Annotated in this window: 22 protein-coding genes and 1 tRNA gene; 12 read left to right on the top strand and 11 right to left on the bottom strand. The window is 61.9% G+C overall.

Translation table 11 applies throughout. The features are described from left to right. The first annotated feature begins 10 nt into the window (after nt 1-10). Entirely contained in the window at nt 11-826 is an 816-nt protein-coding gene (locus tag HMPREF3009_RS00800; protein ID WP_070516363.1) for an HAD family hydrolase, read from the top strand. Here HMPREF3009_RS00800 and HMPREF3009_RS00795 read toward each other — a convergent pair. Continuing rightward, nucleotides 823-1,512 (bottom strand): type III PLP-dependent enzyme domain-containing protein, encoded by a 690-nt coding sequence (locus tag HMPREF3009_RS00795; protein ID WP_070679433.1) that lies wholly within the window; start codon nt 1,510-1,512, stop codon nt 823-825. The genes HMPREF3009_RS00800 and HMPREF3009_RS00795 overlap by 4 nt on opposite strands. A gap of 104 nt (nt 1,513-1,616) precedes the next feature. On the opposite strand from HMPREF3009_RS00795, the gene HMPREF3009_RS00790 reads away from it, so the two are divergent. The 7 genes from HMPREF3009_RS00790 (at nt 1,617) to HMPREF3009_RS13380 (ending at nt 9,352) form a co-directional block, all read left to right on the top strand. Further along, nucleotides 1,617-2,111, top strand: coding sequence for a phage holin family protein (locus tag HMPREF3009_RS00790; RefSeq protein ID WP_046647879.1), 495 nt, complete (start codon nt 1,617-1,619; stop codon nt 2,109-2,111). A gap of 89 nt (nt 2,112-2,200) precedes the next feature. Beyond that, nucleotides 2,201-3,103 carry an alpha/beta fold hydrolase gene (locus HMPREF3009_RS00785; RefSeq protein ID WP_070509586.1) on the top strand — a complete coding sequence of 301 codons (903 nt, stop codon included), beginning with the start codon at nt 2,201-2,203 and terminating at the stop codon, nt 3,101-3,103. 222 nt (nt 3,104-3,325) lie between these two features. Beyond that, nucleotides 3,326-4,921 (top strand): peptide ABC transporter substrate-binding protein, encoded by a 1,596-nt coding sequence (locus HMPREF3009_RS00780; RefSeq protein WP_070509582.1) that lies wholly within the window; start codon nt 3,326-3,328, stop codon nt 4,919-4,921. Between the two features lie 198 nt (nt 4,922-5,119). Next, the gene (locus HMPREF3009_RS00775; protein ID WP_010189948.1) at nt 5,120-6,046 is read left to right on the top strand and encodes an ABC transporter permease; all 927 of its coding nucleotides are present in this window, start codon (nt 5,120-5,122) and stop codon (nt 6,044-6,046) included. Further along, entirely contained in the window at nt 6,039-6,998 is a 960-nt protein-coding gene (locus HMPREF3009_RS00770) for an ABC transporter permease (RefSeq protein WP_070679430.1), read from the top strand. The genes HMPREF3009_RS00775 and HMPREF3009_RS00770 overlap by 8 nt, the downstream gene beginning before the upstream one ends. Next, complete coding sequence (locus tag HMPREF3009_RS00765; RefSeq protein ID WP_049157861.1) at nt 6,998-8,722, top strand: dipeptide ABC transporter ATP-binding protein; 1,725 nt, start codon at nt 6,998-7,000, stop codon at nt 8,720-8,722. Before HMPREF3009_RS00770 ends, HMPREF3009_RS00765 begins: the two co-directional genes overlap by 1 nt. 462 nt (nt 8,723-9,184) lie before the next feature. Continuing rightward, on the top strand, nt 9,185-9,352 hold the full coding sequence (locus HMPREF3009_RS13380) for a hypothetical protein (RefSeq protein WP_158010554.1): 168 nt from the start codon (nt 9,185-9,187) through the stop codon (nt 9,350-9,352). 39 nt (nt 9,353-9,391) lie between these two features. Here HMPREF3009_RS13380 and HMPREF3009_RS00760 read toward each other — a convergent pair whose 3' ends face one another. Genes HMPREF3009_RS00760 through nth form a run of 4 tightly spaced genes read right to left on the bottom strand, consistent with a single transcriptional unit; the run spans nt 9,392 to nt 12,530 of the window. After that, complete coding sequence (locus tag HMPREF3009_RS00760) at nt 9,392-10,579, bottom strand: MarP family serine protease (protein ID WP_070679427.1); 1,188 nt, start codon at nt 10,577-10,579, stop codon at nt 9,392-9,394. Nucleotides 10,580-10,617: 38 nt separating this feature from the next. After that, the gene (locus HMPREF3009_RS00755; RefSeq protein ID WP_070679424.1) at nt 10,618-11,295 is read right to left on the bottom strand and encodes an NUDIX hydrolase; all 678 of its coding nucleotides are present in this window, start codon (nt 11,293-11,295) and stop codon (nt 10,618-10,620) included. After that, nucleotides 11,292-11,861, bottom strand: a complete 570-nt coding sequence (locus HMPREF3009_RS00750; protein WP_070509575.1) for a redoxin family protein — start codon at nt 11,859-11,861, stop codon at nt 11,292-11,294. Before HMPREF3009_RS00750 ends, HMPREF3009_RS00755 begins: the two co-directional genes overlap by 4 nt. Nucleotides 11,862-11,870: 9 nt before the next feature. Continuing rightward, nucleotides 11,871-12,530, bottom strand: a complete 660-nt coding sequence (gene nth, locus HMPREF3009_RS00745) for an endonuclease III (RefSeq protein WP_049157849.1) — start codon at nt 12,528-12,530, stop codon at nt 11,871-11,873. Between the two features lie 300 nt (nt 12,531-12,830). On the opposite strand from nth, the gene glxR reads away from it, so the two are divergent. Next, a complete protein-coding gene (gene glxR / locus HMPREF3009_RS00740) occupies nt 12,831-13,514 on the top strand; it encodes a CRP-like cAMP-activated global transcriptional regulator GlxR (RefSeq protein WP_046647888.1) in 684 nt (227 codons plus the stop codon). 97 nt (nt 13,515-13,611) lie between these two features. On the opposite strand, the gene HMPREF3009_RS00735 is transcribed toward glxR, so the two are convergent. From HMPREF3009_RS00735 to HMPREF3009_RS00725, 4 genes are read right to left on the bottom strand one after another with little or no spacing between them, the layout of a single operon-like run. Then, nucleotides 13,612-14,424, bottom strand: coding sequence for an MBL fold metallo-hydrolase (locus HMPREF3009_RS00735; RefSeq protein ID WP_046647889.1), 813 nt, complete (start codon nt 14,422-14,424; stop codon nt 13,612-13,614). 18 nt (nt 14,425-14,442) lie between these two features. Continuing rightward, nucleotides 14,443-14,901, bottom strand: coding sequence for a RidA family protein (locus HMPREF3009_RS00730; RefSeq protein ID WP_046647890.1), 459 nt, complete (start codon nt 14,899-14,901; stop codon nt 14,443-14,445). After that, the gene (locus HMPREF3009_RS13235; protein WP_010189965.1) at nt 14,901-15,062 is read right to left on the bottom strand and encodes a Sp36 family protein; all 162 of its coding nucleotides are present in this window, start codon (nt 15,060-15,062) and stop codon (nt 14,901-14,903) included. The genes HMPREF3009_RS00730 and HMPREF3009_RS13235 overlap by 1 nt, the downstream gene beginning before the upstream one ends. 13 nt (nt 15,063-15,075) lie before the next feature. Further along, nucleotides 15,076-15,411 (bottom strand): WhiB family transcriptional regulator, encoded by a 336-nt coding sequence (locus HMPREF3009_RS00725; protein WP_175974779.1) that lies wholly within the window; start codon nt 15,409-15,411, stop codon nt 15,076-15,078. Nucleotides 15,412-15,588: 177 nt separating this feature from the next. Here HMPREF3009_RS00725 and HMPREF3009_RS00720 point away from each other — a divergent pair, with 177 nt between their 5' ends. Further along, nucleotides 15,589-18,024: a transglycosylase domain-containing protein gene (locus HMPREF3009_RS00720; RefSeq protein ID WP_070679422.1), complete on the top strand. Its 2,436-nt coding sequence runs from the start codon at nt 15,589-15,591 to the stop codon at nt 18,022-18,024. 80 nt (nt 18,025-18,104) lie between these two features. Here HMPREF3009_RS00720 and HMPREF3009_RS00715 read toward each other — a convergent pair whose 3' ends face one another. Continuing rightward, the gene (locus HMPREF3009_RS00715) at nt 18,105-18,569 is read right to left on the bottom strand and encodes a GatB/YqeY domain-containing protein (RefSeq protein ID WP_049157842.1); all 465 of its coding nucleotides are present in this window, start codon (nt 18,567-18,569) and stop codon (nt 18,105-18,107) included. 41 nt (nt 18,570-18,610) lie between these two features. On the opposite strand from HMPREF3009_RS00715, the gene HMPREF3009_RS00710 reads away from it, so the two are divergent. Both HMPREF3009_RS00710 and HMPREF3009_RS00705 read left to right on the top strand, forming a co-directional pair. Further along, nucleotides 18,611-19,516, top strand: coding sequence for a metallophosphoesterase (locus HMPREF3009_RS00710; protein WP_070509590.1), 906 nt, complete (start codon nt 18,611-18,613; stop codon nt 19,514-19,516). Between the two features lie 81 nt (nt 19,517-19,597). Continuing rightward, nucleotides 19,598-19,674, top strand: a tRNA-Pro gene (locus HMPREF3009_RS00705). A 66-nt stretch (nt 19,675-19,740) separates the two neighbouring features. On the opposite strand, the gene HMPREF3009_RS00700 is transcribed toward HMPREF3009_RS00705, so the two are convergent. Then, the gene (locus tag HMPREF3009_RS00700) at nt 19,741-21,201 is read right to left on the bottom strand and encodes a hypothetical protein (protein WP_070679419.1); all 1,461 of its coding nucleotides are present in this window, start codon (nt 21,199-21,201) and stop codon (nt 19,741-19,743) included. Nucleotides 21,202-21,215 lie beyond the last annotated feature (14 nt).

Genomic DNA, 21,215 nt, shown 5'->3' with positions numbered 1-21,215 from the left:
GCCTTCCTCGATGACCGGTACCCCTTTTCCCACTGACGGCGCCACCCGCGCGGCCGCGTTCTTCGACTTGGACAAAACGATCATTGCCACATCCTCGGCGTATGCCTTCGGCCGCGAATTCATGCACAACGGGCTCATCACGCATGCGGAAGCACTACAGCTGTCTTTAGCCAAGGCCAGCTATATGCTCGCCGGGCACAGCAGTGAACACATGGACACAACCCGCGATCAGCTTGCCGCCATGGCCGCCGGCTGGTCCGTCAAGGAAGTCCACGACATCGCGGTGGAGACCATGCACACAGTGGTCACCCCTGCCATTTATGCGGAGGCACGCGCGCTTATCGACGCCCACCGCGCCGCCGGCCACGAGGTGGTGATCATCTCGGCGTCGGCAAGCGTGCTGGTCGAGCCCATCGCGCAGGAGTTGGGCATCGAACACGTCGTGGCCACCGAGCTCGCCGAGGAAGACGGCTGCTTCACCGGAGAGATACTGTTTTATTGCAAAGGCGCCACAAAAGCCGAGGCATTGGCACGCATTGCTCAGGAGCTCAACGTCGACCCCGACGCATCCTTTGCCTACTCCGATTCCGCCACGGACATCCCGATGCTGGAGCAGGTTGGCCACCCCGTTGCCGTGAACCCGGACCGCCTGTTAAAGAAGCATGCCCTTGCTCATGACTGGGAAATCCGCACGTTTAAGCATCCCGTACCGCTCTTCACCACACCCAGCGCCCGCGAGTTCGGTATTGGCTCGGCGGTCGTGGCCGGCATCGCTGCCCTCGTGGTCGGCGGTGTTTTCTTTGCGCGGCAGCAGCTGCGAGATTAGGCCGCTTGCGCGATGCCGTCGGCTTCGCGGGCACCGGCCTCCCAGGCGTCGAGAAGCAGCGTGATAAGCGCTGCCGGTTCCTTGTCGTAGGCATCCAGTGCCGCACGGTAGTCCGCGCGGTGCCGGTTGAGGTAGGTCTCGGGCACGGCGAATCCCCGCGGATCGAAGCCGGTATGGATGGCGGCGGTGCGCGCGGCGACAAGCGCCACGGCGGTGCTGCGCGCACCGAACAGCGAGCGCGCGGCAATCTCCGCGTGCACCACCACCGGCAACAAGCGGTCAAAATCCACCCCGGCCCCGCGCGTGATGAGCTGCGCCAGCGCCTGCGCCACCGCCGGCTCCTGATCCGGGTGGCCCGCGCCGCCCGCCGCGACATCAATGCTGGCCAAGACCTGCAGCGGGGCCCGTGCGAAGGTCCGCACCGTAGCCTGCTGCTTTTCCGGAGCGAGCAAAGAATAAGCGCTGACCGCGGGTGGGATACCGTCAGCCTCAAGCGGCGCGCCGTCGATCGCCGCGGCCGCCCGCGCACCGCGCAACAGCGACTCGGAAGAAATAACGTCAAACTTGCGCAAGCCCGCGGGCCGGCGGTGCACACGCGCTATCGCTGCGACGGCAGAAGCAGCTTTATCCTCCACCCCAGAAAGGGACATCAGCGGGGTCAGCGGGTCAGAATGCGGCATACCCATTACAATAACGCCGTACCCACTTTGCGGGCCGCACCACATGAACTCTGAAAAGTTCATTACTATGGCCGATATAGATTGCGACAAAACAGTAGGAGTATTAAACCGTGAGCAACGACGGACTATTCACTGACGGGTCCAACAAGTTCGCCCCGAAGGTAGACAGCATTCCCTTGAGCGATGCGGATACCTCCCGCCGTGGCGAAGCATCCATCGGCCAGCTCGTATCCAACGCCACCGAGCAGATGTCCCAGCTGGTTCGCTCCGAGGTTGAGCTAGCCAAGACCGAGCTCGCTGCCTCCGCCAAGAAGGGCGGCATCGGCGCGGGCATGTTCGGCGTAGCCGGCACCGTGGCACTCTACAGCTCCTTCTTCTTTTTCTTCTTCCTGGCGGAGCTACTGGCCGTATGGCTCGACCGTTGGGCTGCCTTCCTGATCGTCTTCCTCATTATGGTCGTCCTGGCCGCCGTCGTGGCTTTCATCGGCTTCAAGCAGGTCAAGCAGGTCAAGGCCCCGGAGAAGACCATTCAGTCTACGAAGGAACTCAAGAAGCTGGTACCGGGTAAGGCTGAGAAGTCCATCGAGCGCGGCCTCTACACCTAAACCTTTAAGGTCCTTTTCAATCTCCCGCCCCGAGCACATGCGTTCGGGGCGGATTTCTTCTGTGCACCCTTCCCATGAAAGGCCCGCCTATGAATCCCCTACCGCCCTCCGTAGTGGAGCTTGACGGCCCCTTTGAGCACGAGTTCCTGCACACGCGCGGCATCCGCCTGCACGCCGCTACCGCTGGCGACCCGGAGAACCCGTTGGTGCTGCTGCTCCATGGTTCCTTTGGTGGGTGGTTCGACTTCCGGAATGTCATTGCCCTGCTTGCCGACGCCGGCTTCCACGTCGCTGCCCTCGACATGCGCGGTTTTGGCATGTCCGATAAACCACCGCTCGAACCCGGTCAGGATATCCGCGTGGCGGTTGGCGATGTCAGCGGTGCCATCCGCGCATTAGGCCACGATGACGCCTACCTGGTTGGCGCGGATACCGGTGGTGCGGTGGCCTGGGCGCTGGCTACCGAGCGGCCCGAGCGGGTACGCGGGCTGGTTTCTGTTTCGGCAGCACACCCGGCTGATTTACGCCGCGCCATCGCCGCACGCCCCTGGGATTTCGGGTGGGTTCTCCTGCGCGCAGCATTGTGCCGCCTAGGAAAAATTGGCGCCCCGAGACTCCTACTGCGGGAGTCCACCTACCTTCGGGAGATGGATCTCGACGCCCTCGGATCCTTCAACGGCGCCGAGCGCGAGGAGGCCCTGCGCCTGCGCGTGACGTCGTCACGCATAGGAAACGTCCGCCGGGGAATCATCTGGAACCACCGACTGCGTACCGCTGTGGTTCCGCTGAGTTGGCTCGAGCTCACCGTGCAGTGCCCGACGCTGTTCATTCATGCCGATCAGATGCTGTGGCGGCCAGTTGCGCGGCGGGCGGCGCGGCGCTGCCGTGGGGGTTTCACCGCCACCACTATCCCCGGGTCCAAGAACCTGCCCTATCTTGAGAACCCGCATGGTTTTACTCAGACCATTATCCAATGGTTGCGAGATAGGTAACATTCACCGCCCTCCGTGCCCCACCCCTCTCAGGGGGATGGGGACTTTTTTAATTCGTTGACAAAACCGCAGGTTAAGAAAGAATACCTACCGCCCTATAGCTTTTATCACAGGACATATTTTTCAATTCCTTGTATATGAGACGAGCCACGCGGTAGCTTCATATAAAACCAACATCACAGGTTTTCTACATCTTTCGCACCACGGAGGTCTAAGCCCTACATGACGCTCAAGAAGACACTCGCTGCTCTCTCTGTCGCTACCCTGCCGCTCACCCTCGCGGCCTGTGGTGGCGACAACTCCGGTTCAGACTCTGCTTCCGGCTCCGGTGATGGAATCGTCACCGTCAACGGCTCCGAGCCGCAGAACCCGCTCATCCCGGCCAACACCAACGAGGTCGGCGGCGGACGTATCGTCGATTCCATCTACGCCGGCCTGGTCTACTACGACGGTGACGGCGAAGCTCAGAACGAGCTGGCTGAATCCATCGAGCCGAATGACGACAACACCGAGTTCACCGTCAAGCTCAAGGAGTCTAAGTTCTCCGACGGCTCCCCGGTCACCGCGAAGAACTTCGTGGACGCCTGGAACTACGCCGTGGCCAACGACCAGCTCAACGCTTCCTTCTTTGCCAACATCAAGGGCTTCGAGGAAGGCGTCGAAAAGATGGAGGGCCTCAAGGTCGTCGACGACCACACCTTCACCATCGCCCTGAACAGCCCGGAGCAGGACTTCCCGGCACAGCTGGGCTACTCCGCGTTCTACCCGCTGCACGAGTCGGCCCTGGAAGACATGGATGCCTTCGGCCAGATGCCGATTGGCAACGGCCCGTACAAGCTGACCGAGTGGAACCACAACCAGGACGCCACCGTCGTCCCGAATGAGGAGTACAAGGGTGGCCAGACCCCGCAGAATGACGGCATCAAGTTCGTCTTCTACGCCTCCCAGGACGCCGCTTACGCCGATCTGCTCTCGGGCAACCTCGACGTTCTCGACGCCGTTCCGGACTCCGCTTTCGACGTCTACGAGGCCGACCTCGGCGACCGTGCAGTGAACCAGCCGACTGCCATCTTCCAGTCCTTCACCCTGGGTGAGAACCTCGAGCACTACTCCGGCGAGGAAGGAGTCCTGCGCCGCGAGGCTATCTCCCATGCCATCAACCGCGAGGAGATCACGGATACCATCTTCAAGGGCACCCGCACCCCGGCCAAGGACTTCACCTCCCCGGTTATGCCGGGCTACTCCGAGGACATCAAGGGCAACGAGGTCCTGAAGTATGACCCGGAGAAGGCCAAGGAGCTGTGGGCTGAGGCTGACAAGCTCAACAAGTGGGATAACCCGACTCTGGAGATTGCTTACAACTCCGACGGCGGCCACAAGAGCTGGGTGGACGCGACCACCAACTCCATCAAGAACACCCTCGGCATCGAGGCTGTCGGCGCTCCATACCCGGACTTCAAGTCCCTGCGCGATGAGGTGACTAACCGCACCATCAAAACCGCCTTCCGCACCGGCTGGCAGGCGGACTACCCGAGCCAGGCCAACTTCCTCACCCCGCTCTACAAGACCGACGGCTCTTCTAACGACGGCGACTACAGCAACCCGGAGTTTGACAAGCTTCTCGACGAAGCCCTGACCTCCACCTCTGAGGAAGACGCCATCAAGAAGTACACCGAGGCCCAGGAAGTCCTGTTCAAGGACCTGCCGGCTATCCCGCTGTGGTACTCCAACGCCACCGGTGGCTACTCCGAGAACGTCGACAACGTTGTCTTCTCTTGGAAGTCCCAGCCGGTGTACTACAACATCACCAAGAAGTAACGCCATCCCTGGCCACTTCGCACGACCCCCGCAACCTCCGTGGAGCGGGGGTCGCCCCACGTTTTCACCCCCAGAGTGTGATTAGAAACGCGCTATAGATTTCTCGAAGCGTGGGATCACACATTAGAATTCTCGTAAGCTATGCCCCGCGTCCCGACGCTGGCAAGCACCTGCCCACAACGAGTAAAGGACCACACTATGCTGCGCTATATCGGGCGCCGAGTGCTCCAGATGATCCCGGTGTTCTTCGGAGCCACCCTGCTCATCTATGCGCTCGTCTTCTTGATGCCCGGCGACCCCGTCGAAGCCCTTGGCGGTGACCGCGGCCTTACCGAGGCTGCCCGCGCCCGCATCGAGGCGGAATACAACCTAGACAAGCCGTTCATCATTCAGTATCTGCTCTATATCAAGGGCATCTTCATGTTGGACTTCGGCACGACCTTCTCCGGTGTTCCCGTGACCCAGGTGATGGCGAACGCCTTCCCGGTTACCGTGAAGCTCACCGTCATGGCCATCATCTTTGAATCCGTCTTCGGCATCCTTTTCGGCGTCTTCGCCGGCATGCGCCGCGGTGGCTTCTTCGATTCCACCGTGTTGGTCATCTCCCTGCTCGTCATCGCCGTGCCCTCCTTCGTTATCGGCTTCGTCTTCCAGTACCTCGTGGGCATTAAGTGGGGCGTCCTGCCGGTTACCGTCGGCGCTAACGCCACCGTGAAGTCCCTCCTCATGCCCGCCATGGTGCTCGGTGCGCTCTCCCTGGCCTACGTCATCCGCCTGACCCGCCAGTCCGTGGCGGAGAACCTGCGCGCCGACTACGTGCGCACCGCCCGCGCCAAAGGCCTCTCCAACGGTGCAGTGACCCGCCGCCACGTGCTGCGCAACTCGCTGATTCCCGTGGCCACCTTCATCGGCGCCGACATCGGTGCGCTCATGACCGGCGCCATCGTGACCGAGGGCATCTTCGGCATCAACGGCGTCGGCGGCACCATGTACCAGGCCATCCTGCGTGGTGAGCCGACCACAATCGTCTCCTTCACCACGGTGTTGGTGATCATCTACATCATCGCCAACCTGCTCGTTGACCTCCTGTACGCCGTACTTGATCCGAGGATCCGCTATGCCTAATTTCGAGAAAACCACTCCCTACCCGGGCCAAGAGCACTTCGTCTCGGAAACCGATGAAACGGGTCTCGGCGCGGTCGATGCCGTCAAGGACGAGTCCGCGCCTTCCTCCCAGTGGGGCGAGGCATGGCGCTACCTGCGCCGTCGCCCACTGTTCTGGGTCGCCGCCGTGATGATTCTCGTAGCCATCCTCCTGGCCATCGCACCAGGTCTCTTCACTAGCACCGACCCGCGCCTGTGCGAGCTGTCCAAATCCCTCGCCCCCGCCGAGCCGGGCCACCCCTTCGGCTTCAACCGCCAGGGCTGTGACATCTACGCCCGCGTGATTTACGGTGCGCGCGCGTCGGTTGCCGTCGGCGTCCTCACCACGCTGCTTGTCGTGGTGCTTGGTTCAATGATCGGTGCTATCGCCGGCTTCTTCGGCGGCTGGATCGACTCTGTTCTCTCCCGCATCACCGACATTTTCTTCGCTATCCCGCTGGTGCTCGCCGCCATCGTGGTCATGCAGATGTTCAAGGAGCACCGCACCATCGTCACGGTGGTCTTGGTGCTCGGCCTCTTCGGCTGGGTTTCCATCGCCCGCATCACGCGCGGCGCGGTGGTCTCCATTAAGAACGAGGAGTTCGTGCAATCCGCGCGCTCCATCGGTGCGTCGAGCTGGCGTATCTTGTTCAGCCATATCCTGCCGAATGCGGCCGCGCCCATCATCTCCTACGCCACCGTGGCGCTGGGTACCTACATCGTCGCCGAGGCCACCCTGTCCTTCCTGGGCATCGGCTTGCCGCCGACGTTCGTGTCCTGGGGCGGAGACATCTCCGACGCGCAGGCCTCCCTGCGTGTTGCCCCGGCAGTTCTGTTCTACCCGGCGGGTGCCTTGGGCCTGACCGTGTTGAGCTTCATCATGATGGGTGACGTCGTCCGCGATGCACTCGATCCGAAGGCGAGGAAGCGTTAATGACTAACCCACTTCTTGAAATGAAGGACGTTCGCATCTCCTTCACCACGTCGACCGGCGTGGTTGAGGCAGTGCGTGGCGTCAATATGACCATCTACCCGGGCCAGTCCGTGGCCATCGTGGGCGAGTCCGGTTCCGGTAAGTCGACCACGGCGATGTCCATCCTGGGCCTGCTGCCGGGCACCGGCAAGGTCACCGGCGGCCAGATCCTCTTCGAAGGCGAGGACATCACTCACTACAACAACAAGCAATTCGAATCGCTGCGCGGCGACAAGATCGGCTTGGTCCCGCAGGATCCCATGTCCAACCTGAACCCGGTATGGCGCATCGGCACGCAGGTTGAAGAGTCTCTCAAGGCCAACCACGTGGTGGAGGGTTCCAAGCGCCACGAACGCGTTGTGGAGCTTCTGGAGGAAGCCGGGCTTCCCGACGCCGAACGCCGCGCCAAGCAGTACCCCCACGAGTTCTCTGGTGGTATGCGCCAGCGCGCGCTCATCGCGATCGGCCTGGCCGCCCGCCCGAAGCTACTCATCGCCGACGAGCCCACCTCCGCGCTGGATGTAACTGTTCAGAAGACCATCCTGGACCACCTGGAGCACCTCACCGAGGAGCTGGGTAACGCCGTTCTCTTCATTACCCACGACCTTGGTCTGGCGGCCGAGCGCGCCGAACACCTCATCGTGATGCACCGCGGCCGCATCGTGGAGTCGGGCCCGTCGCGCGAGATCCTGCGTTCCCCGCAGCACCCTTACACCCGCCGCCTTGTCAAGGCCGCCCCTTCCCTCGCCTCCTCCCGCATCCGCGCGGCCAAGGAAGCTGGCGTGGAGGCCAAGGAACTCAAGTCGGGCGAGGCTATCGGCACCGCCGTCGAACCTGGCTCCACCGCTGCAGATTCCGCTGAAGGTTCATCTTCCGCGGCTCAGGCCCCGGTCATCTCGGTTCGCAACCTCACCAAGGAATTCGACATCCGCGGACAGCGTGGCGGCAAGAAGCTCCTCAAGGCTGTCGACGATGTCTCCTTCGACATCCGCCGCGGCACCACCCTGGCGCTGGTGGGCGAGTCCGGCTCCGGCAAGTCTACGGTGGCAAACATGGTGTTGGGCCTTTTGGAGCCGACCTCCGGCACCATCGAATTCGAAGGCCGTGATACCTCGAAGCTATCGAAGCAGGAACTCTTCAAGCTCCGCCGCAAAATGCAGGTGGTCTTCCAGAACCCTTATGGCTCACTGGATCCGATGTACTCCATTTACAAGTGCATCGAGGAACCCATGGCGCTGCACAAGGTGGGCTCGCGCAAGGAACGCGAGGCCCGCGTGGCCGAGCTTCTCGACATGGTCTCCATGCCTCGCTCCGCCATGCGCCGCTACCCCAACGAGCTCTCCGGCGGCCAGCGCCAGCGCATCGCCATCGCCCGCGCGCTCGCGCTGCGCCCAGAGGTCATCGTCCTCGATGAGGCCGTTTCCGCCCTGGACGTGCTGGTGCAGAACCAGATCATCCAGCTCCTCGCGGAGCTGCAGTCTGAGCTCAGCCTGTCCTATCTCTTCATTACCCACGACCTCGCAGTGGTCCGCCAGACTGCCGACGACGTAGTTGTGATGAAGAAGGGCCAGGCCGTCGAGCAGGGCACCGCCGACGATATCTTCGACAACGCCCAGCAGGAGTACACCCGCAACCTCATCAACTCGGTTCCGGGTATGCACCTCGATATCGGCACGGATATCTAGCTCAAGCGCGCCGACTACCCGTCAACCTTGCTGTGGTTGGCGGGTTCGGCATTGACGGGCCTTTATACCAGCGATAGCGGGCCGCGAAAGACGATGGTCTTTATATGCAATTACTGGACCCAAGACTGTTGAAAAACAACCAGCAATTCCATAAAGTGTACGGTGAGCCATATCACTTCTATGGACTCTAAAGGATCTCTAACACAAGGAATTCTGATGAAGAAAATCACCCTTTTAGCTTTCAGTTTGGCGCTCACCACATCTGGCGCGGGACCTTCTGCTGCCGCCACCAACGTGCAACCGTTCAAAATCTGCGAATACGAGAATGGATCACAATGCACCGGATGGTATCCAAATCCGGACACATGCCGAGACATCTTCAATAAGCCAGGCGTTACTGATTACCAGCTTCGCGCCTGCCTTGCTTGGAGTGGGCACGGGAGTCGGGGATAGGAACGCATAATGTCCACTTCCATCGTGATAATTCTTTTGGCTGTCCTACTCATCTCCCTCCCCGCAGGAATGATGCACCACCGCATTAACAAACGAACACATAGCCATGATCCCGAAGTTCGTCAGGCTGCTGTGGACTTTCAACGAGACGTCAGCAGAGGGCAAATGGGCTTTTAATTCACTCGCCCGCCCTCGCCGAAGACCTATTCCAGAAACCTATGAGACGCAGGAGCCGGTTGGGGTGGCGTCGACAAGCTGCGTAACGTCACCCACGTGGCCGCGCACCTCGTCCGCGGTGAGTGCATAGCCCGTATCGGAATCCTCCACGGAAGCACCAAACACAACGCCGAGCACCTGGCCCTCCGGGTTGATCATCGGGCCGCCGGAATTGCCCTGCCGGATGCTGCCGCGCACCGTGTAGGCATCGCGCTCCACACGGCCCGTGGAATAGATATCCGGCCCCGCGATGGTGAGGCGATCCCGCACTCGCGCCGGTTCTGCAGTAAAGGGCCCCGACTGCGGGAAGCCCAAGACGATGGCATCATCCCCCGTCACAGCCGCTTGCTCCGCCCACGGCAAAGGCTCCAAGCCCAACCCGGGGCTATGCAGCACCGCAATGTCCACATCCGAGTTGTAGTACACCACGTGCGCCTCCTTGAGCCCGAGCACAGTATCGAGGTGAACCTTATCCGTGCCGGCCACAACGTGGGCGTTCGTGATGACGTAGTCCGGTTCCGTGACAAAGCCTGAGCCCATCAGCCGGCGCGAGCACGCCTCCGCATCACCCAGCACGTGGATTACGGAAGGCCGCACGCGTTCCGCGAGCTCAGGGTCCTCGATGTTCACTGCGGGAGCATCCACCTCCACATCGGCACCGGAGCCCTCCCACGGAGACACCAGCGGCGGCAGCCCAGACTCGTTGAGTAGTGCTGCGATACCGTTCGGCAACGCCGCTAGGCGCGAGGGTGCCGCTGCATTGAGCGCGCTGAGTACGTGCGACTCACGCAGCGCCTGCCCCGGCCGGCCACCCAGGTTGGATGCCAAAGGCAGGGAAACCAACCAAATCACCACGATGGCCGCCACCGCCTGGAATACCGCACCAACTGAGGAGTCCACGCGCTGCCCCGAGCGGGTGCGCATGCGGTCCCGCAACGCCATGCCAAGCGACGTCCCCACCAGCTGCCCTAAGCCCACCAGCAGAATGAGCACGCCGACAGCCAACAAGAAGCGCACGGCGGCCTGGTCCGCCAAGCCCATCGCCAGCGGGGCAACCACGGTTCCCAGCACCAGCCCCGCAATGATTCCCACGGCGGCGAGGACCGCTGCCAAGGCGCCCTGCCGCCAACCCACGCGAACAGCGAGGAGCACGGCAACCACGATCAGGATGTCAACAGCAAGAGACACAGAGGGAATGCTTTCTTAAGGGCTAAAAGGGGCAGAAACTAACCTATCTTCTCATTATTCAAGGAGCGGTTGAGTGATTCACGCAGATCGTGAACCATTTTCTTATCCCATTTCACGCTCCAGCCCGCATGATCCATCAGCCCAGACAGCACTCCCGCGGTAAAGCCCCACACCAGGTAGCCCCGCGTCCGAAACGCCGGCCCCTTCCAGCGGCCAAATCCCACCATCATGCGATTCGTGGGATCCGCCAGCTCCCGCAAAGGGACGGTGAAGACATCATCGGTTTCCGCGGGGCTCGCCGGCCACACGTCACCCGGTTTATGCCAATACGCCAGGACCGGGCTCACGGTGTTGCCGGTAGCTGGGATATCCAGCTTGCCCCACTGTTCAAGGGGTGTGACGGCGGAGCGGTCGAGGCCGGTTTCTTCTTCGGCTTCGCGCAGGGCGGCGTCGACAAGCGAGGCGTCCTCCTCGTCCTTGCGCCCACCGGGGAAAGCAATCTGCCCGGAGTGCGAGCGCATCGAGGGCGAGCGGTGCGTAAGCAACACCTCACCGTCTGCGAAGCTTTCGCCCTTCAAGAGCACCAACACTGCCGATTCACGCCGGCGCTTGGCGGCCGGGACATGCCGAATGAGGCGTTCTTGGACCTTGTCTGTATCAACCCCGAGCGCCGGGCGCAGCCACTCCGGGGCGTGAGCAGGAAACAGGCGGCTCACTGAAGAACCTCCTCGACGGCCGCCTCCAATTCTTCGGCGGAACTAAACGGTTTGATGAACTTCTCTTCCACCTTGCCATCGCGCACCACGAGGGTGATGGGGATGACGCCCGGCAGCCCGAGCTCGCCAGCGAAGGTCCCATCCTCGTCCTGGTAGCTGGGGATGTCGACCTGCAGGTCACTCAAAAGCGCAGCACCGTTGGCGGCGTTCGCATCCGCATGCACGCCGACGACATTCCACGTCGAGTGTGAGCGCGCGAGATCTTCGAAGAAAGGCAGCTCCGTGCGGCACGGCTCGCACCACCACGCCCACACCGTGACGATCTGGATATCCTTGGCCGCGGCGGTACCGGCCGCTCCTAAGCAGGGAAGGTCCACTCCAGCAATGGGCCCCTCGGGGCACTTGGGACGCTTGGCTACTTCTTGCTCCTGCGCCTCGGGGACGGGGACCTCCGGCTCATCATCCTCAAGGAGATTCACCACGCCGACGAACGCGAGTGCCGCCAGCGCAACAATGGCTGCGATGCTCACCTTCACGTATCCGGGCCACCGAGAATATTGGCTCATTGCTCCACCTTAACCCCGCGACGGGCACCATGGGGCGAGGACGCAGGCCGTGCACTTCGGCTTCCGGGCGGTGCACACGCGCCGCCCATGGAGGATGAGGCGGTGAGAGAATACGGTTTGTTCCTCTTCGGGCACGCGCTTGGCGACGTCCCTCTCAATCGCCCGCGGCGTCTTCGCCTCGGTCAGACCGAGCCGCTGACTCAGTCGCGTGACGTGGGTATCCACGGTGATTCCCGGCAGCCCAAAGGCATTTCCCCGCACCACCAGCGCGGTCTTGCGGCCGACGCCGGGCAGCGAGGTGAGCTCGTCGATGCCGCGTGGTACCTGCCCGTCGAAGTCCGCGACGAGCTTTTCACCGATGCCCAACAGGTGGCCGGCCTTCATGCGCTGAAAGCCGAGCGGGCGGAGAATGCGCTCAAGGTCAGCGCGGTCCGCGGCGGCATAATCTGGCGCGGAGGGGTAAGCAGCGAACAGCTCCGGGGTGACCTGGTTGACACGGGCATCCGTGCACTGCGCGGAGAGAACCGTCGCTACGAGTAGCTCAAGGGGGTTGGTGAAGTCTAGTTCACAGTCGGCATCAGGGTATTCGTCCGCGAGGGCAGTACGGATATGGGCAACACGCGCTTCCTCGGTATCATCGTCATGCTGTGCAAAAAGGTCAGGGGACATAGAAATAACTCTAGTGACGGCAGTTAGAATGGAAAGCATGATTTCGCTCGTTGTTCTCGTCCCGCTGTGCCTCGCTCTGTTTGCCATTCTTATGGAAAAGCTAGAGGCAACGGCCTTCGAGAATTAAACAGATTAGTAAAGGCATGTGACTATTTTTCCCGTTGGTGGAAATAGTGACTAATTGCACTGTATGATGTTGTGCAGTGCCTCGTGGCGCACTGGAGACTAGGTGCGTCAAAATAGACCAAACCAGCTTGCGTCCAAGTGTTTTCCTCGCTGCGCAGGCTTTAAGGAGTAACAGTGGAAGGCGTACAGGACATCCTCTCCCGCGCTGGCATTTTCCAGGGCGTCGATCCGGTAGCAGTACAGAACCTCATCGAGCAAATGGAAACCGTCCGTTTCCCGCGCGGCACCACCATTTTCGAGGAAGGAGAGCCGGGCGACCGCCTCTACATCATCACCTCGGGAAAGATTAAGCTTGCTCGCCACGCCCCGGATGGCCGTGAGAACCTGCTGACCGTGATGGGCCCGTCCGATATGTTCGGTGAGCTTTCTATCTTCGATCCGGGCCCGCGCACCTCGTCTGCTGTGTGCGTCACCGAGGTCACCGCCGCCACGATGAACTCCGAAATGCTAAAGCAGTGGGTGGCCGATCATCCGGCGATTGCGCAGCAGCTGCTGCGCGTGCTGGCCCGCCGTCTGCGTCGCACCAACGCCAACCTGGCGGACCTCATCTTTACCGATGTTCCGGGCCGCGTGGCCAAGACCCTGCTGCAGCTGGCTAACCGCTTCGGCTCGCAAGAGGGCGGTGCACTGCGCGTGAACCACGACCTCACTCAGGAAGAGATCGCCCAGCTCGTCGGCGCGTCCCGCGAGACCGTCAACAAGGCGCTGGCCACCTTCGCCCACCGCGGCTGGATTCGCTTGGAAGGCAAGTCGGTGCTCATCGTCGATACCGAGCACTTGGCTCGCCGCGCGCGCTAGGTCTTAAAGGCCGAGCCAGCATATGCCGCCTCCGGGCGGCTGTGGCCCAATGCAAAATCCCCCGAGAATTTCTCGGGGGATTTTCCTATGCGGTGTTTTAGTTCTGAGCCGCGAGGTACTTCAGCGCAGTGCGCGTGGATTGCTCGGCGGCGTGGCGAAGGACCGGGTCTACGTCGTCGTACATCTCATCGACGAGGGTCTTAACGTCAACATCCTCACCAAGGCGCCCGCGGACCTCTTTAATCTGATCCAAGCGGTGGTGGCGGCGGTCAATGTACTTGCGGGCAACCGCGGAGGTGTCCTCCAAGTCCGGGCCATGCCCCGGGAAGAGTGCTACATCCTTGCCGCGCTCTTCGAGAAGGTCCAGCGTCTTCAGGTAGGCACCCAAGTCACCATCGGTCTCAGACAGGAGCACGGTGTGACGGCCAGCGATGGTATCACCGGTCAGAATTCCCTCCAGGGTGGAGTGCTTAGCCTCTTCGGACCATACGAAGAAGCAGGTGGAATCCGCAGTGTGGCCAGGGGTATGGACCACCTCGAGTTGCGGGGTGATGCCGTCGACGGTGATCACTTCGCCGTCGACAAGCGCCTCCGCGCCGTTGCAGTAGTTCGGATCGAACGCGCGAATCGGAGCGCCGGTGAGCTGGCGCAGACGCTGAGCGCCCGAGGCGTGATCATCGTGGCGGTGAGTGAGAAGGATCAGTGCTACCTCGCCCGCTTTCGCGGTCACAACGTTGAGATGCCCCTCATCCTCTGGGCCTGGATCGACCACAATGGCGCGAGAATCTTCTCCGGCGCGAATGATCCACGTGTTGGTGCCTTCCAAGGCGGTGTAGCTGGGATTATCGCACAGCACGACACCGACGGACTGGCTCACGGGACGCAATTGGCTATATGCAGGATGCTCCATGGTTCTAACCCTATCCGATTACTCAGCGATTTCTACGATAACTTCGATCTCAACGGGGGAATCCTTCGGAAGGACCGCTACCCCCACGGCAGAACGCGCGTGAACACCGGCATCACCAAAGACCTCCCCGAGGAAGTTCGAGGCACCGTTGATAACCGCGGCCTGATCCGTAAAGGATGGAGCCGAGGCAACGAAGCCGACCACCTTCACCACGCGGGTGACACGGTCGAGGCCCACGAGGCCATCGATGGCAGCCAACGCGTTTAGCGCGGCCGTGCGCGCCAGCTCCTGCGCCTTCTCGAGGTCCACTTCTGCGCCAACCTTGCCGGTGGCAGGCAATTCGCCGCCCACGACGGGCAGCTGACCGGAGGTCCATACCTGGTTTCCTACCTGGATGGCCGGGATATAGGACGCGAGAGGAACAGCGACGGAAGGCAGCTCGACACCGAGTTCTTCCAAGCGTGCGAGGGCGCCCATTAGGACTCCTCCAGAGGGCGCTTGAAATAGGCGACGACATTCTCCGGGTTCATGCCCGGGGTGATAGTGACGAGCTCCCAGCCGTCCTCACCCCAGGAATCGAGGATTTGTTTCGTCGCGTGCGTAAGAACCGGCGCGGTTGCATATTCCCATTTAGTCATGGGCCCAATGCTACTAAATACCGATGAGTTCGCCACCCTCAGCAAGGTAATGCGCCCAGCTGGTGATGTGCGGATTCTTGCGCAGGAGGGCGCGGCGCTGGCGCTCCGTGAGGCCGCCCCACACGCCAAACTCCACGCGGTTATCAAGGGCATCCGCGCGACACTCGTTCAGCACTGGGCAGTGACGGCAAATCACCGCAGCCTTACGCTGCTCTGCCCCTCGCACGAACAGTGCATCAGGGTCACCGTTGCGGCACTTGGCTTGGGTAACCCACTCACCACGCTCGGAGGTTAACGAGGCATTCTTTACCATTGCGGACCGTCCTGCACCTTTGACACTGACTGCCATGGCTAGGTAACTCCTTCCAAGTTCCCCCCGTCGTAGTGGAAGATCATGAATAACCCTCAACCCGACGGAATATTATGTACCATTGGTAAGTCTATTCACAGACCGGTATACCTGTCTAACAGGTCACACTTTAGGGGGGTCTCCCGGATCTGCACCTGAACCACTAGTGTGTGGAGGGTGACTGTCATCAAATCCCTGGGAAAGCTCGTCCTGTCCACAGCACTGGTCGGCATCCTCATCGCGCTGGCCATCGCCCCTGTCGCCGGCGTCAGTGGCGTTGCCGTTGCTAGGACGAACGAAACGATGCAATCGGACATCCAGGATCTCACCAGCGGGGATACCCCCGGCGTGAGCACCATCTTGGATGCCAAGGGCAACCCCCTTGCCTACATCTACGAACAGCGCCGCCATCCCGTACAGCCGGATGAGATCTCCGACGCTATGAAGCAGGCAGTTGTGGCCATCGAGGACCGCCGCTTCTATGAGCACGAAGGCGTCGATCTGCAGGGCAACGTCCGCGCTTTGTGGACCAACCTGGCAGCGGGCGGCGTCTCCCAGGGCGCGTCCACGCTGGATCAGCAGTACGTGAAGAACTATCTCCTCCTCGTCAACGCCACCACGGATGAAGAACGCCAAGCCGCAACCGAGCAATCCATAGCCCGCAAGCTGCGCGAGATGCGCATGGCGACGGATATCGACGCCAAGCTTTCCAAGGATGAGATCCTCACCAACTACCTCAACCTCGTACCCTTTGGCAACCACTCCTACGGCATCGAGGCCGCTGCCCGCACCTACTTCGGCTCCGATGCCGCGCACCTCACCGTGCCGCAGGCAGCGATGCTCGCCGGCATGGTGCAGTCCTCGGAGTATCTCAACCCCTATACCAACGAGGAAGGCGTGCTCGAGCGCCGCAATGTGGTGCTCCAAGCTATGGTCGACACCGGCTCTCTATCCCAGGAGGACGCCGATGCCTATGCCCAAGAACCCCTTGGGGTGTTGGATAGCCCCGCCACGCTGCCCAATGGCTGCATCGGCGCGGGAGATCGCGGTTTCTTCTGCGACTACGTGATGGACTACCTCGCCGATAAGGGCATAGACCGCGAGCATCTAGCGCGCGGTGGCCTGACCGTGAAAACCACCCTTGACCCCGACGTCCAGGACCAAGCTCTCAACGCAGTACGCAGCCACACCGCCCCGGATACCGAGGGCGTGGCAGAAGTCATGAACGTGATCAAGCCGGGCACTGATTCCCGCAAGGTCCTCGCCATGGTGTCCTCGCGCACCTACGGGCTCGACCTGGCCAACAACGAAACCCTCCTGCCCCAGCCCAATTCGCTGGTGGGCAACGGCGCCGGCTCGGTGTTCAAGCTCTTTACCGCCGCGGCCGCCTTGGAATCGGGCTATGGCATCAAAGACAAACTGGCAGTGCCCAAGCGCTACGAGGCGGAAGGTCTAGGGTTCGGCGGCGCTGAGAACTGCCCACCCAACAAGTACTGCGTGGAAAACGCCGGCAGCTACGCCTCCACGATGACCATGCAGGACACTCTCGCCTACTCCCCCAACACCCCCTTCATCCAGCTCACCGAGCAGCTTGGCGTCGAGCGCATCGTCGACATCGCCGTGAAGCTCGGCCTGCGCTCCTACGAGGAGCCCGGCAGCTACGACGGCGAGTCCTCCATCGCCGACCACATCAAGGACTCCAACCTGGGCTCCTTCACGCTCGGCCCGACGGCGGTGAACGCGCTCGAGCTTTCCAATGTGGGCGCGACGGTGGCGTCGGAAGGCATGTGGTGCGAGCCGAACCCCATCGAGGAGGTCACGGACTCCCACGGTAACGAGGTGTACCTCAAGCACACCCCGTGCGAACGCGCGGTGGGCAAAGAGGTGGCCAAGGCGCTAGAAAACAACATGACCGCCGATACTGAAAAGGGCACGGCGGCCGATTCTGCGCGTGCTGCGGGCTTCAGCGGCAAGGCCGCCGCCAAGACTGGTACCACGGAATCCAACCAGTCCTCGGCATTCCTCGGCTTCAACTCTGAGGTTGCTGCCGCGCCGTATATCTACAATGACGGCACCACCACGAGCCCGCTGTGCACCGGGCCCGTGCGCCAGTGCGCCAACGGCAACCTCTTCGGTGGCAAGGAGCCCGCATCAACGTTCTACACCATGGCCGCGCGCGTTCCCGATGCACTGAAGGGAACGGTGCCGGACTACGACCGCGCTTATGATTCGGGCACGGTATCGCCGCTTATCGACGGGTTGAAGGGCAAGTCCGAAAGCCAAGCCCGCTCCGCTCTGGAGAAGGCTGGCTACGTGGTCAAAACCACCGAGGTGCCCGCGCCCGGAGTGGGCTACAGCAAGGTGGTTCGTGTCATCACCGGTGCATCCGGCACTAAGAAGGGTGCGGAGGTAACGCTGCAGCTTTCCGACGGCTCCGCTGGCGACTCCGCAAGCTCCGGCACCTCTGGCTCCAGCTACTACACCCCGTCGGCGCCGAGCGGCAACGGCGGTGGCACGGACAATGGCCAGCCGGCTACTCAGTCCGACCCGCTGTTCTCCCAAGAGGATGTCGACCGCTTGACGAACGACGTGCGGGATTTCTTCGGGCTCTAGCGCGAAGCGCTAGAGCGTGACAAGGAGCTAGAGCGTAAAACGGGCTACAGCGTGGGTGCTAGCGCTCCTGCGCTAACACGCTAGTTGAGGGCGGCCTTAACCGCGGTGGACAGACGCTTGCCGTCAGCGCGACCAGCGGCCTTGGCGGTGGCCACCTTCATCACGTTGCCCATCTGCTTGATGGTCACCGGCTCGCCGGAATCCTTCTCAACCTCGGCGATGGATTCAGCGACGAGGGAGTTCAGGGCGTCGTCGTCAAGCTGCTCCGGCTGGTAGGCCTCGAAGAAGGGGACGTCGACAAGCTCTGCCTCCGCCAACTCCGGGCGGCCGTTTTCCGCGTAGACCTCTGCGGACTCGCGGCGCTTTTTAATCTCACGGGCGATGACCTTGAGGATGTCCTCATCGGTGATCTCGTGGCGGGAACCAGAAGTTTCCTCCGCCTGGATGGCAGACAGCAGAGAACGGATGGCGCTCGTACGGGCCTTGTCCTTGGCCTTCATCGAGGTCTTGAGGTCAGCACGGATAGTTTCTTTCAACTCACTCATGCCCTTCAATCTACGCCTGCCGGCCAGGTAGTGTGGTGAAGGTGAAGATTTTCCCTGTTCTTGGCGGACTCGCCGCCGCCGGCCTAGGCGTTGCCGCGTGGGCGCACTCAGAACTCACCAAGTTTGAGCTCAAGGAGTACACCCTGCCGCTGCTGGAGCCCGGTACGCTGCGCGAGGAGTCCGAGTTCCGTATCCTGCACGTGTCCGACCTCCACATGATCCCGGGCCAGCGCGCCAAAATCGAGTGGGTCTCAGGCCTCGATGCCCTTGACCCGCACTTGGTGATCAATACCGGTGACAACCTCTCCGACGAGCGCGCCGTACCCGAGGTCCTCCGCGCCCTTGGCCCGCTGCTGAGCCGCCCGGGGATGTTCTGCTTCGGCACCAACGACTACTGGGCGCCGCGCATCCCGAACCCCTTCAACTACCTGATTGGGAAGAAGAACGAACCTTCCTACGTGAACCTGCCCTGGAAGGGCATGCGCGCGGCCTTCCTGGAACACGGCTGGCACGACGCCAACCAGGCCCGCGTGGAGTTCAAGGTAGGCGATGTCCGCCTCGCTGCCGCCGGCGTGGACGACCCACACCACGATTTGGATGACTACTCCGAAATCGCCGGCGCCCCCAACGAGGACGCCGACCTCTCCTTAGCACTACTGCATTCCCCGGAACCTCGCGTCCTGGAGAAGTTCGCCGCCGACGGCTACCAGCTGTCCCTGTCCGGACATACGCACGGCGGCCAGCTCTGCCTGCCTTTCAAGGTGGCGGGCTCGCGCTCCATCGTGACCAATTGCGGCATCGACCGCGTTCGCGCGGAGGGCCTGCACCGATTCGGAGAAATGTACATGCATGTCTCCAACGGGCTGGGCACCTCCAAGTTCGTTCCTTTCCGCCTCTTCTGCCGCCCGTCCGCCACGCTGCTGCGTATCACAGAGAAGGCCGCCTAGGAATACCCCCTCCACGCTGCCGTTTTGTCCTTTCAGGCTGGGGTGCGTTACAGTATTCCGGTACCGCTTAGAGCGAGACACCGGGATATGGCGCAGCTTGGTAGCGCGCTTCGTTCGGGACGAAGAGGTCGCAGGTTCAAATCCTGTTATCCCGACCATTAAACCCGCAGGAAACTGCGGGTTCTTTTCGTTTTCACCGGGCGGCGGAAAGGGCGCCCGTCCTCCTAGAAGCTGGAGGAGCCACCCGAACCGGAAAAGCCCGAGCTAAACCCGCTGTTGACGCCGCCGCTGCTACCGGAAGAGCTATCGCGGGCGGCCGTCGCGTCGCTGTCCCAGGTGCTCACAACATAGAAGGGCACGTAACCGTGGTAGCCAGAGCCGGCGAAGAAGTGGGAGTCATAGATATGCGTGCGTACGGGGCGTTCCTCGGCCTCGTTCTCCTTCTGCAGCTGTGCTTGCAGGTGCTCCGAGAGCAGCGCAGTCCGGTCCAAGAGCTCCAAGTAGCGCTCCATGAACTGCGGGTGGTTCGGCTCCTTGGACAGGGCCACGGCGGCGTCTTCCAGCTCCTTGGCGTGGCGCTCAAGCGCCGAGTCGATGTCCGCAGCCAGGTAACCCGCCTGGGCGAGGTCCTTGCCCAGCTCGTAGAGCTCATAGCGGCGCGTGTCGGTATCAGCGTTCTCGATGCGGTGTAGCTTTTCGATGTTGGACTCGGCGGTCTCTACACGTTCGCAGAGCAAACGTGCACGAGCAATGAGCACGGAGCGTGAGCGGAACTGCTCGTCCGGTGCGTCGGCCGGAATCGACATGAGGGAACCCACCTTGTCATCGATGGCCAGGAAGTCATCGCGCAGGCCCTCCCAGTCCTCGCGCAGGCGCTCATCCACTAGACCCGATTGCAGCGAGTGCGCCCGGATATCGATCTCCCGCAGGCGCTGCGCCACATCGGTATAGGTCTGCGACACATAATCCCAATCCTCGCGCGCCTGCTGCGCGTTCTTCTGACGGCTGCGGCGAGTACCGCCAACGATGCCTGCACCCGCGCCACCAACGCTCAGGCCCGCTACCCCCAGACCAATGGCCGCCCCAACGCGGTTATTTTGAGCACTCTCAAACTGGGTATCCGCAGCACGGTCCACGTCGATCGCTGCCGCCGCACCCGCAAAGAGACCAGCAGGAATGTTGTCATCCCGCACGCCCGGCTTTATAGCTTCGATGGACTGCTCGAGATGGCTATCTTTCTTGCGCAGCTTCATCTGCTCGGCCACGTCCTCACCCGCGAAGACGAAGGCCTGGCGCGGATCGAGGCCGACGCCGACGAAGACTTGGCCATCGGCAAACTTATCCTTGCCGATAAGCTCCGGGTGATTGTCACGCAAATACTCCTCCACGGAGTCGTTGACGTTTTCTTTGTTCTTGGCAAAGACCATGTAGTGCAGCCCTTGGACCACGTCGGGGGCGGCGATCCGGGAGACGTCGCCAAGCATGCGCTCTTCCTCCTCCGGAGTGAGCACATCGTCGGGGTCCATGATGTCGGCCTGGACCTCGCGCTGCGCTGGCTGCATGAGAAAATCGGCACGCTCCGGCGCATCGAAGACCGCCAAGCTCGCGCCCGCACCAATACCTCCGAGCAGCAGACCTCCCGCCACTGCTGCACCGACGATGGCGCCGACCGGCTTAAGGGACATTTCGTGTGGATAAA

The organism is Corynebacterium sp. HMSC034H07 (genome assembly GCF_001815175.1).
GTDB classification, from domain to species: Bacteria; Actinomycetota; Actinomycetes; order Mycobacteriales; family Mycobacteriaceae; genus Corynebacterium; species Corynebacterium hiratae.
Note: the sequence above shows the minus strand (reverse complement) of the source record. Positions and strands in the feature narration are given on the sequence as shown.

What these genes read in the sequence shown, in the direction of transcription:
- HMPREF3009_RS00780 (WP_070509582.1), top strand. Translation starts at nt 3,326, where the DNA reads ATGACGCTCAAGAAGACACTCGCTGCTCTCTCTGTCGCTACCCTGCCG.
- HMPREF3009_RS00725 (WP_175974779.1), bottom strand. Translation starts at nt 15,411, where the DNA reads ATGGCAGTCAGTGTCAAAGGTGCAGGACGGTCCGCAATGGTAAAGAAT.
- HMPREF3009_RS00730 (WP_046647890.1), bottom strand. Translation starts at nt 14,901, where the DNA reads ATGGGCGCCCTCGCACGCTTGGAAGAACTCGGTGTCGAGCTGCCTTCC.
- HMPREF3009_RS00775 (WP_010189948.1), top strand. Translation starts at nt 5,120, where the DNA reads ATGCTGCGCTATATCGGGCGCCGAGTGCTCCAGATGATCCCGGTGTTC.
- nth (WP_049157849.1), bottom strand. Translation starts at nt 12,530, where the DNA reads ATGTCCCCTGACCTTTTTGCACAGCATGACGATGATACCGAGGAAGCG.
- HMPREF3009_RS00735 (WP_046647889.1), bottom strand. Translation starts at nt 14,424, where the DNA reads ATGGAGCATCCTGCATATAGCCAATTGCGTCCCGTGAGCCAGTCCGTC.
- HMPREF3009_RS00715 (WP_049157842.1), bottom strand. Translation starts at nt 18,569, where the DNA reads ATGAGTGAGTTGAAAGAAACTATCCGTGCTGACCTCAAGACCTCGATG.
- HMPREF3009_RS00795 (WP_070679433.1), bottom strand. Translation starts at nt 1,512, where the DNA reads ATGGGTATGCCGCATTCTGACCCGCTGACCCCGCTGATGTCCCTTTCT.
- HMPREF3009_RS00785 (WP_070509586.1), top strand. Translation starts at nt 2,201, where the DNA reads ATGAATCCCCTACCGCCCTCCGTAGTGGAGCTTGACGGCCCCTTTGAG.
- HMPREF3009_RS00770 (WP_070679430.1), top strand. Translation starts at nt 6,039, where the DNA reads ATGCCTAATTTCGAGAAAACCACTCCCTACCCGGGCCAAGAGCACTTC.
- HMPREF3009_RS00750 (WP_070509575.1), bottom strand. Translation starts at nt 11,861, where the DNA reads ATGAGCCAATATTCTCGGTGGCCCGGATACGTGAAGGTGAGCATCGCA.
- HMPREF3009_RS13380 (WP_158010554.1), top strand. Translation starts at nt 9,185, where the DNA reads ATGTCCACTTCCATCGTGATAATTCTTTTGGCTGTCCTACTCATCTCC.
- HMPREF3009_RS00765 (WP_049157861.1), top strand. Translation starts at nt 6,998, where the DNA reads ATGACTAACCCACTTCTTGAAATGAAGGACGTTCGCATCTCCTTCACC.
- HMPREF3009_RS13235 (WP_010189965.1), bottom strand. Translation starts at nt 15,062, where the DNA reads ATGACTAAATGGGAATATGCAACCGCGCCGGTTCTTACGCACGCGACG.
- HMPREF3009_RS00800 (WP_070516363.1), top strand. Translation starts at nt 11, where the DNA reads ATGACCGGTACCCCTTTTCCCACTGACGGCGCCACCCGCGCGGCCGCG.
- HMPREF3009_RS00700 (WP_070679419.1), bottom strand. Translation starts at nt 21,201, where the DNA reads ATGTCCCTTAAGCCGGTCGGCGCCATCGTCGGTGCAGCAGTGGCGGGA.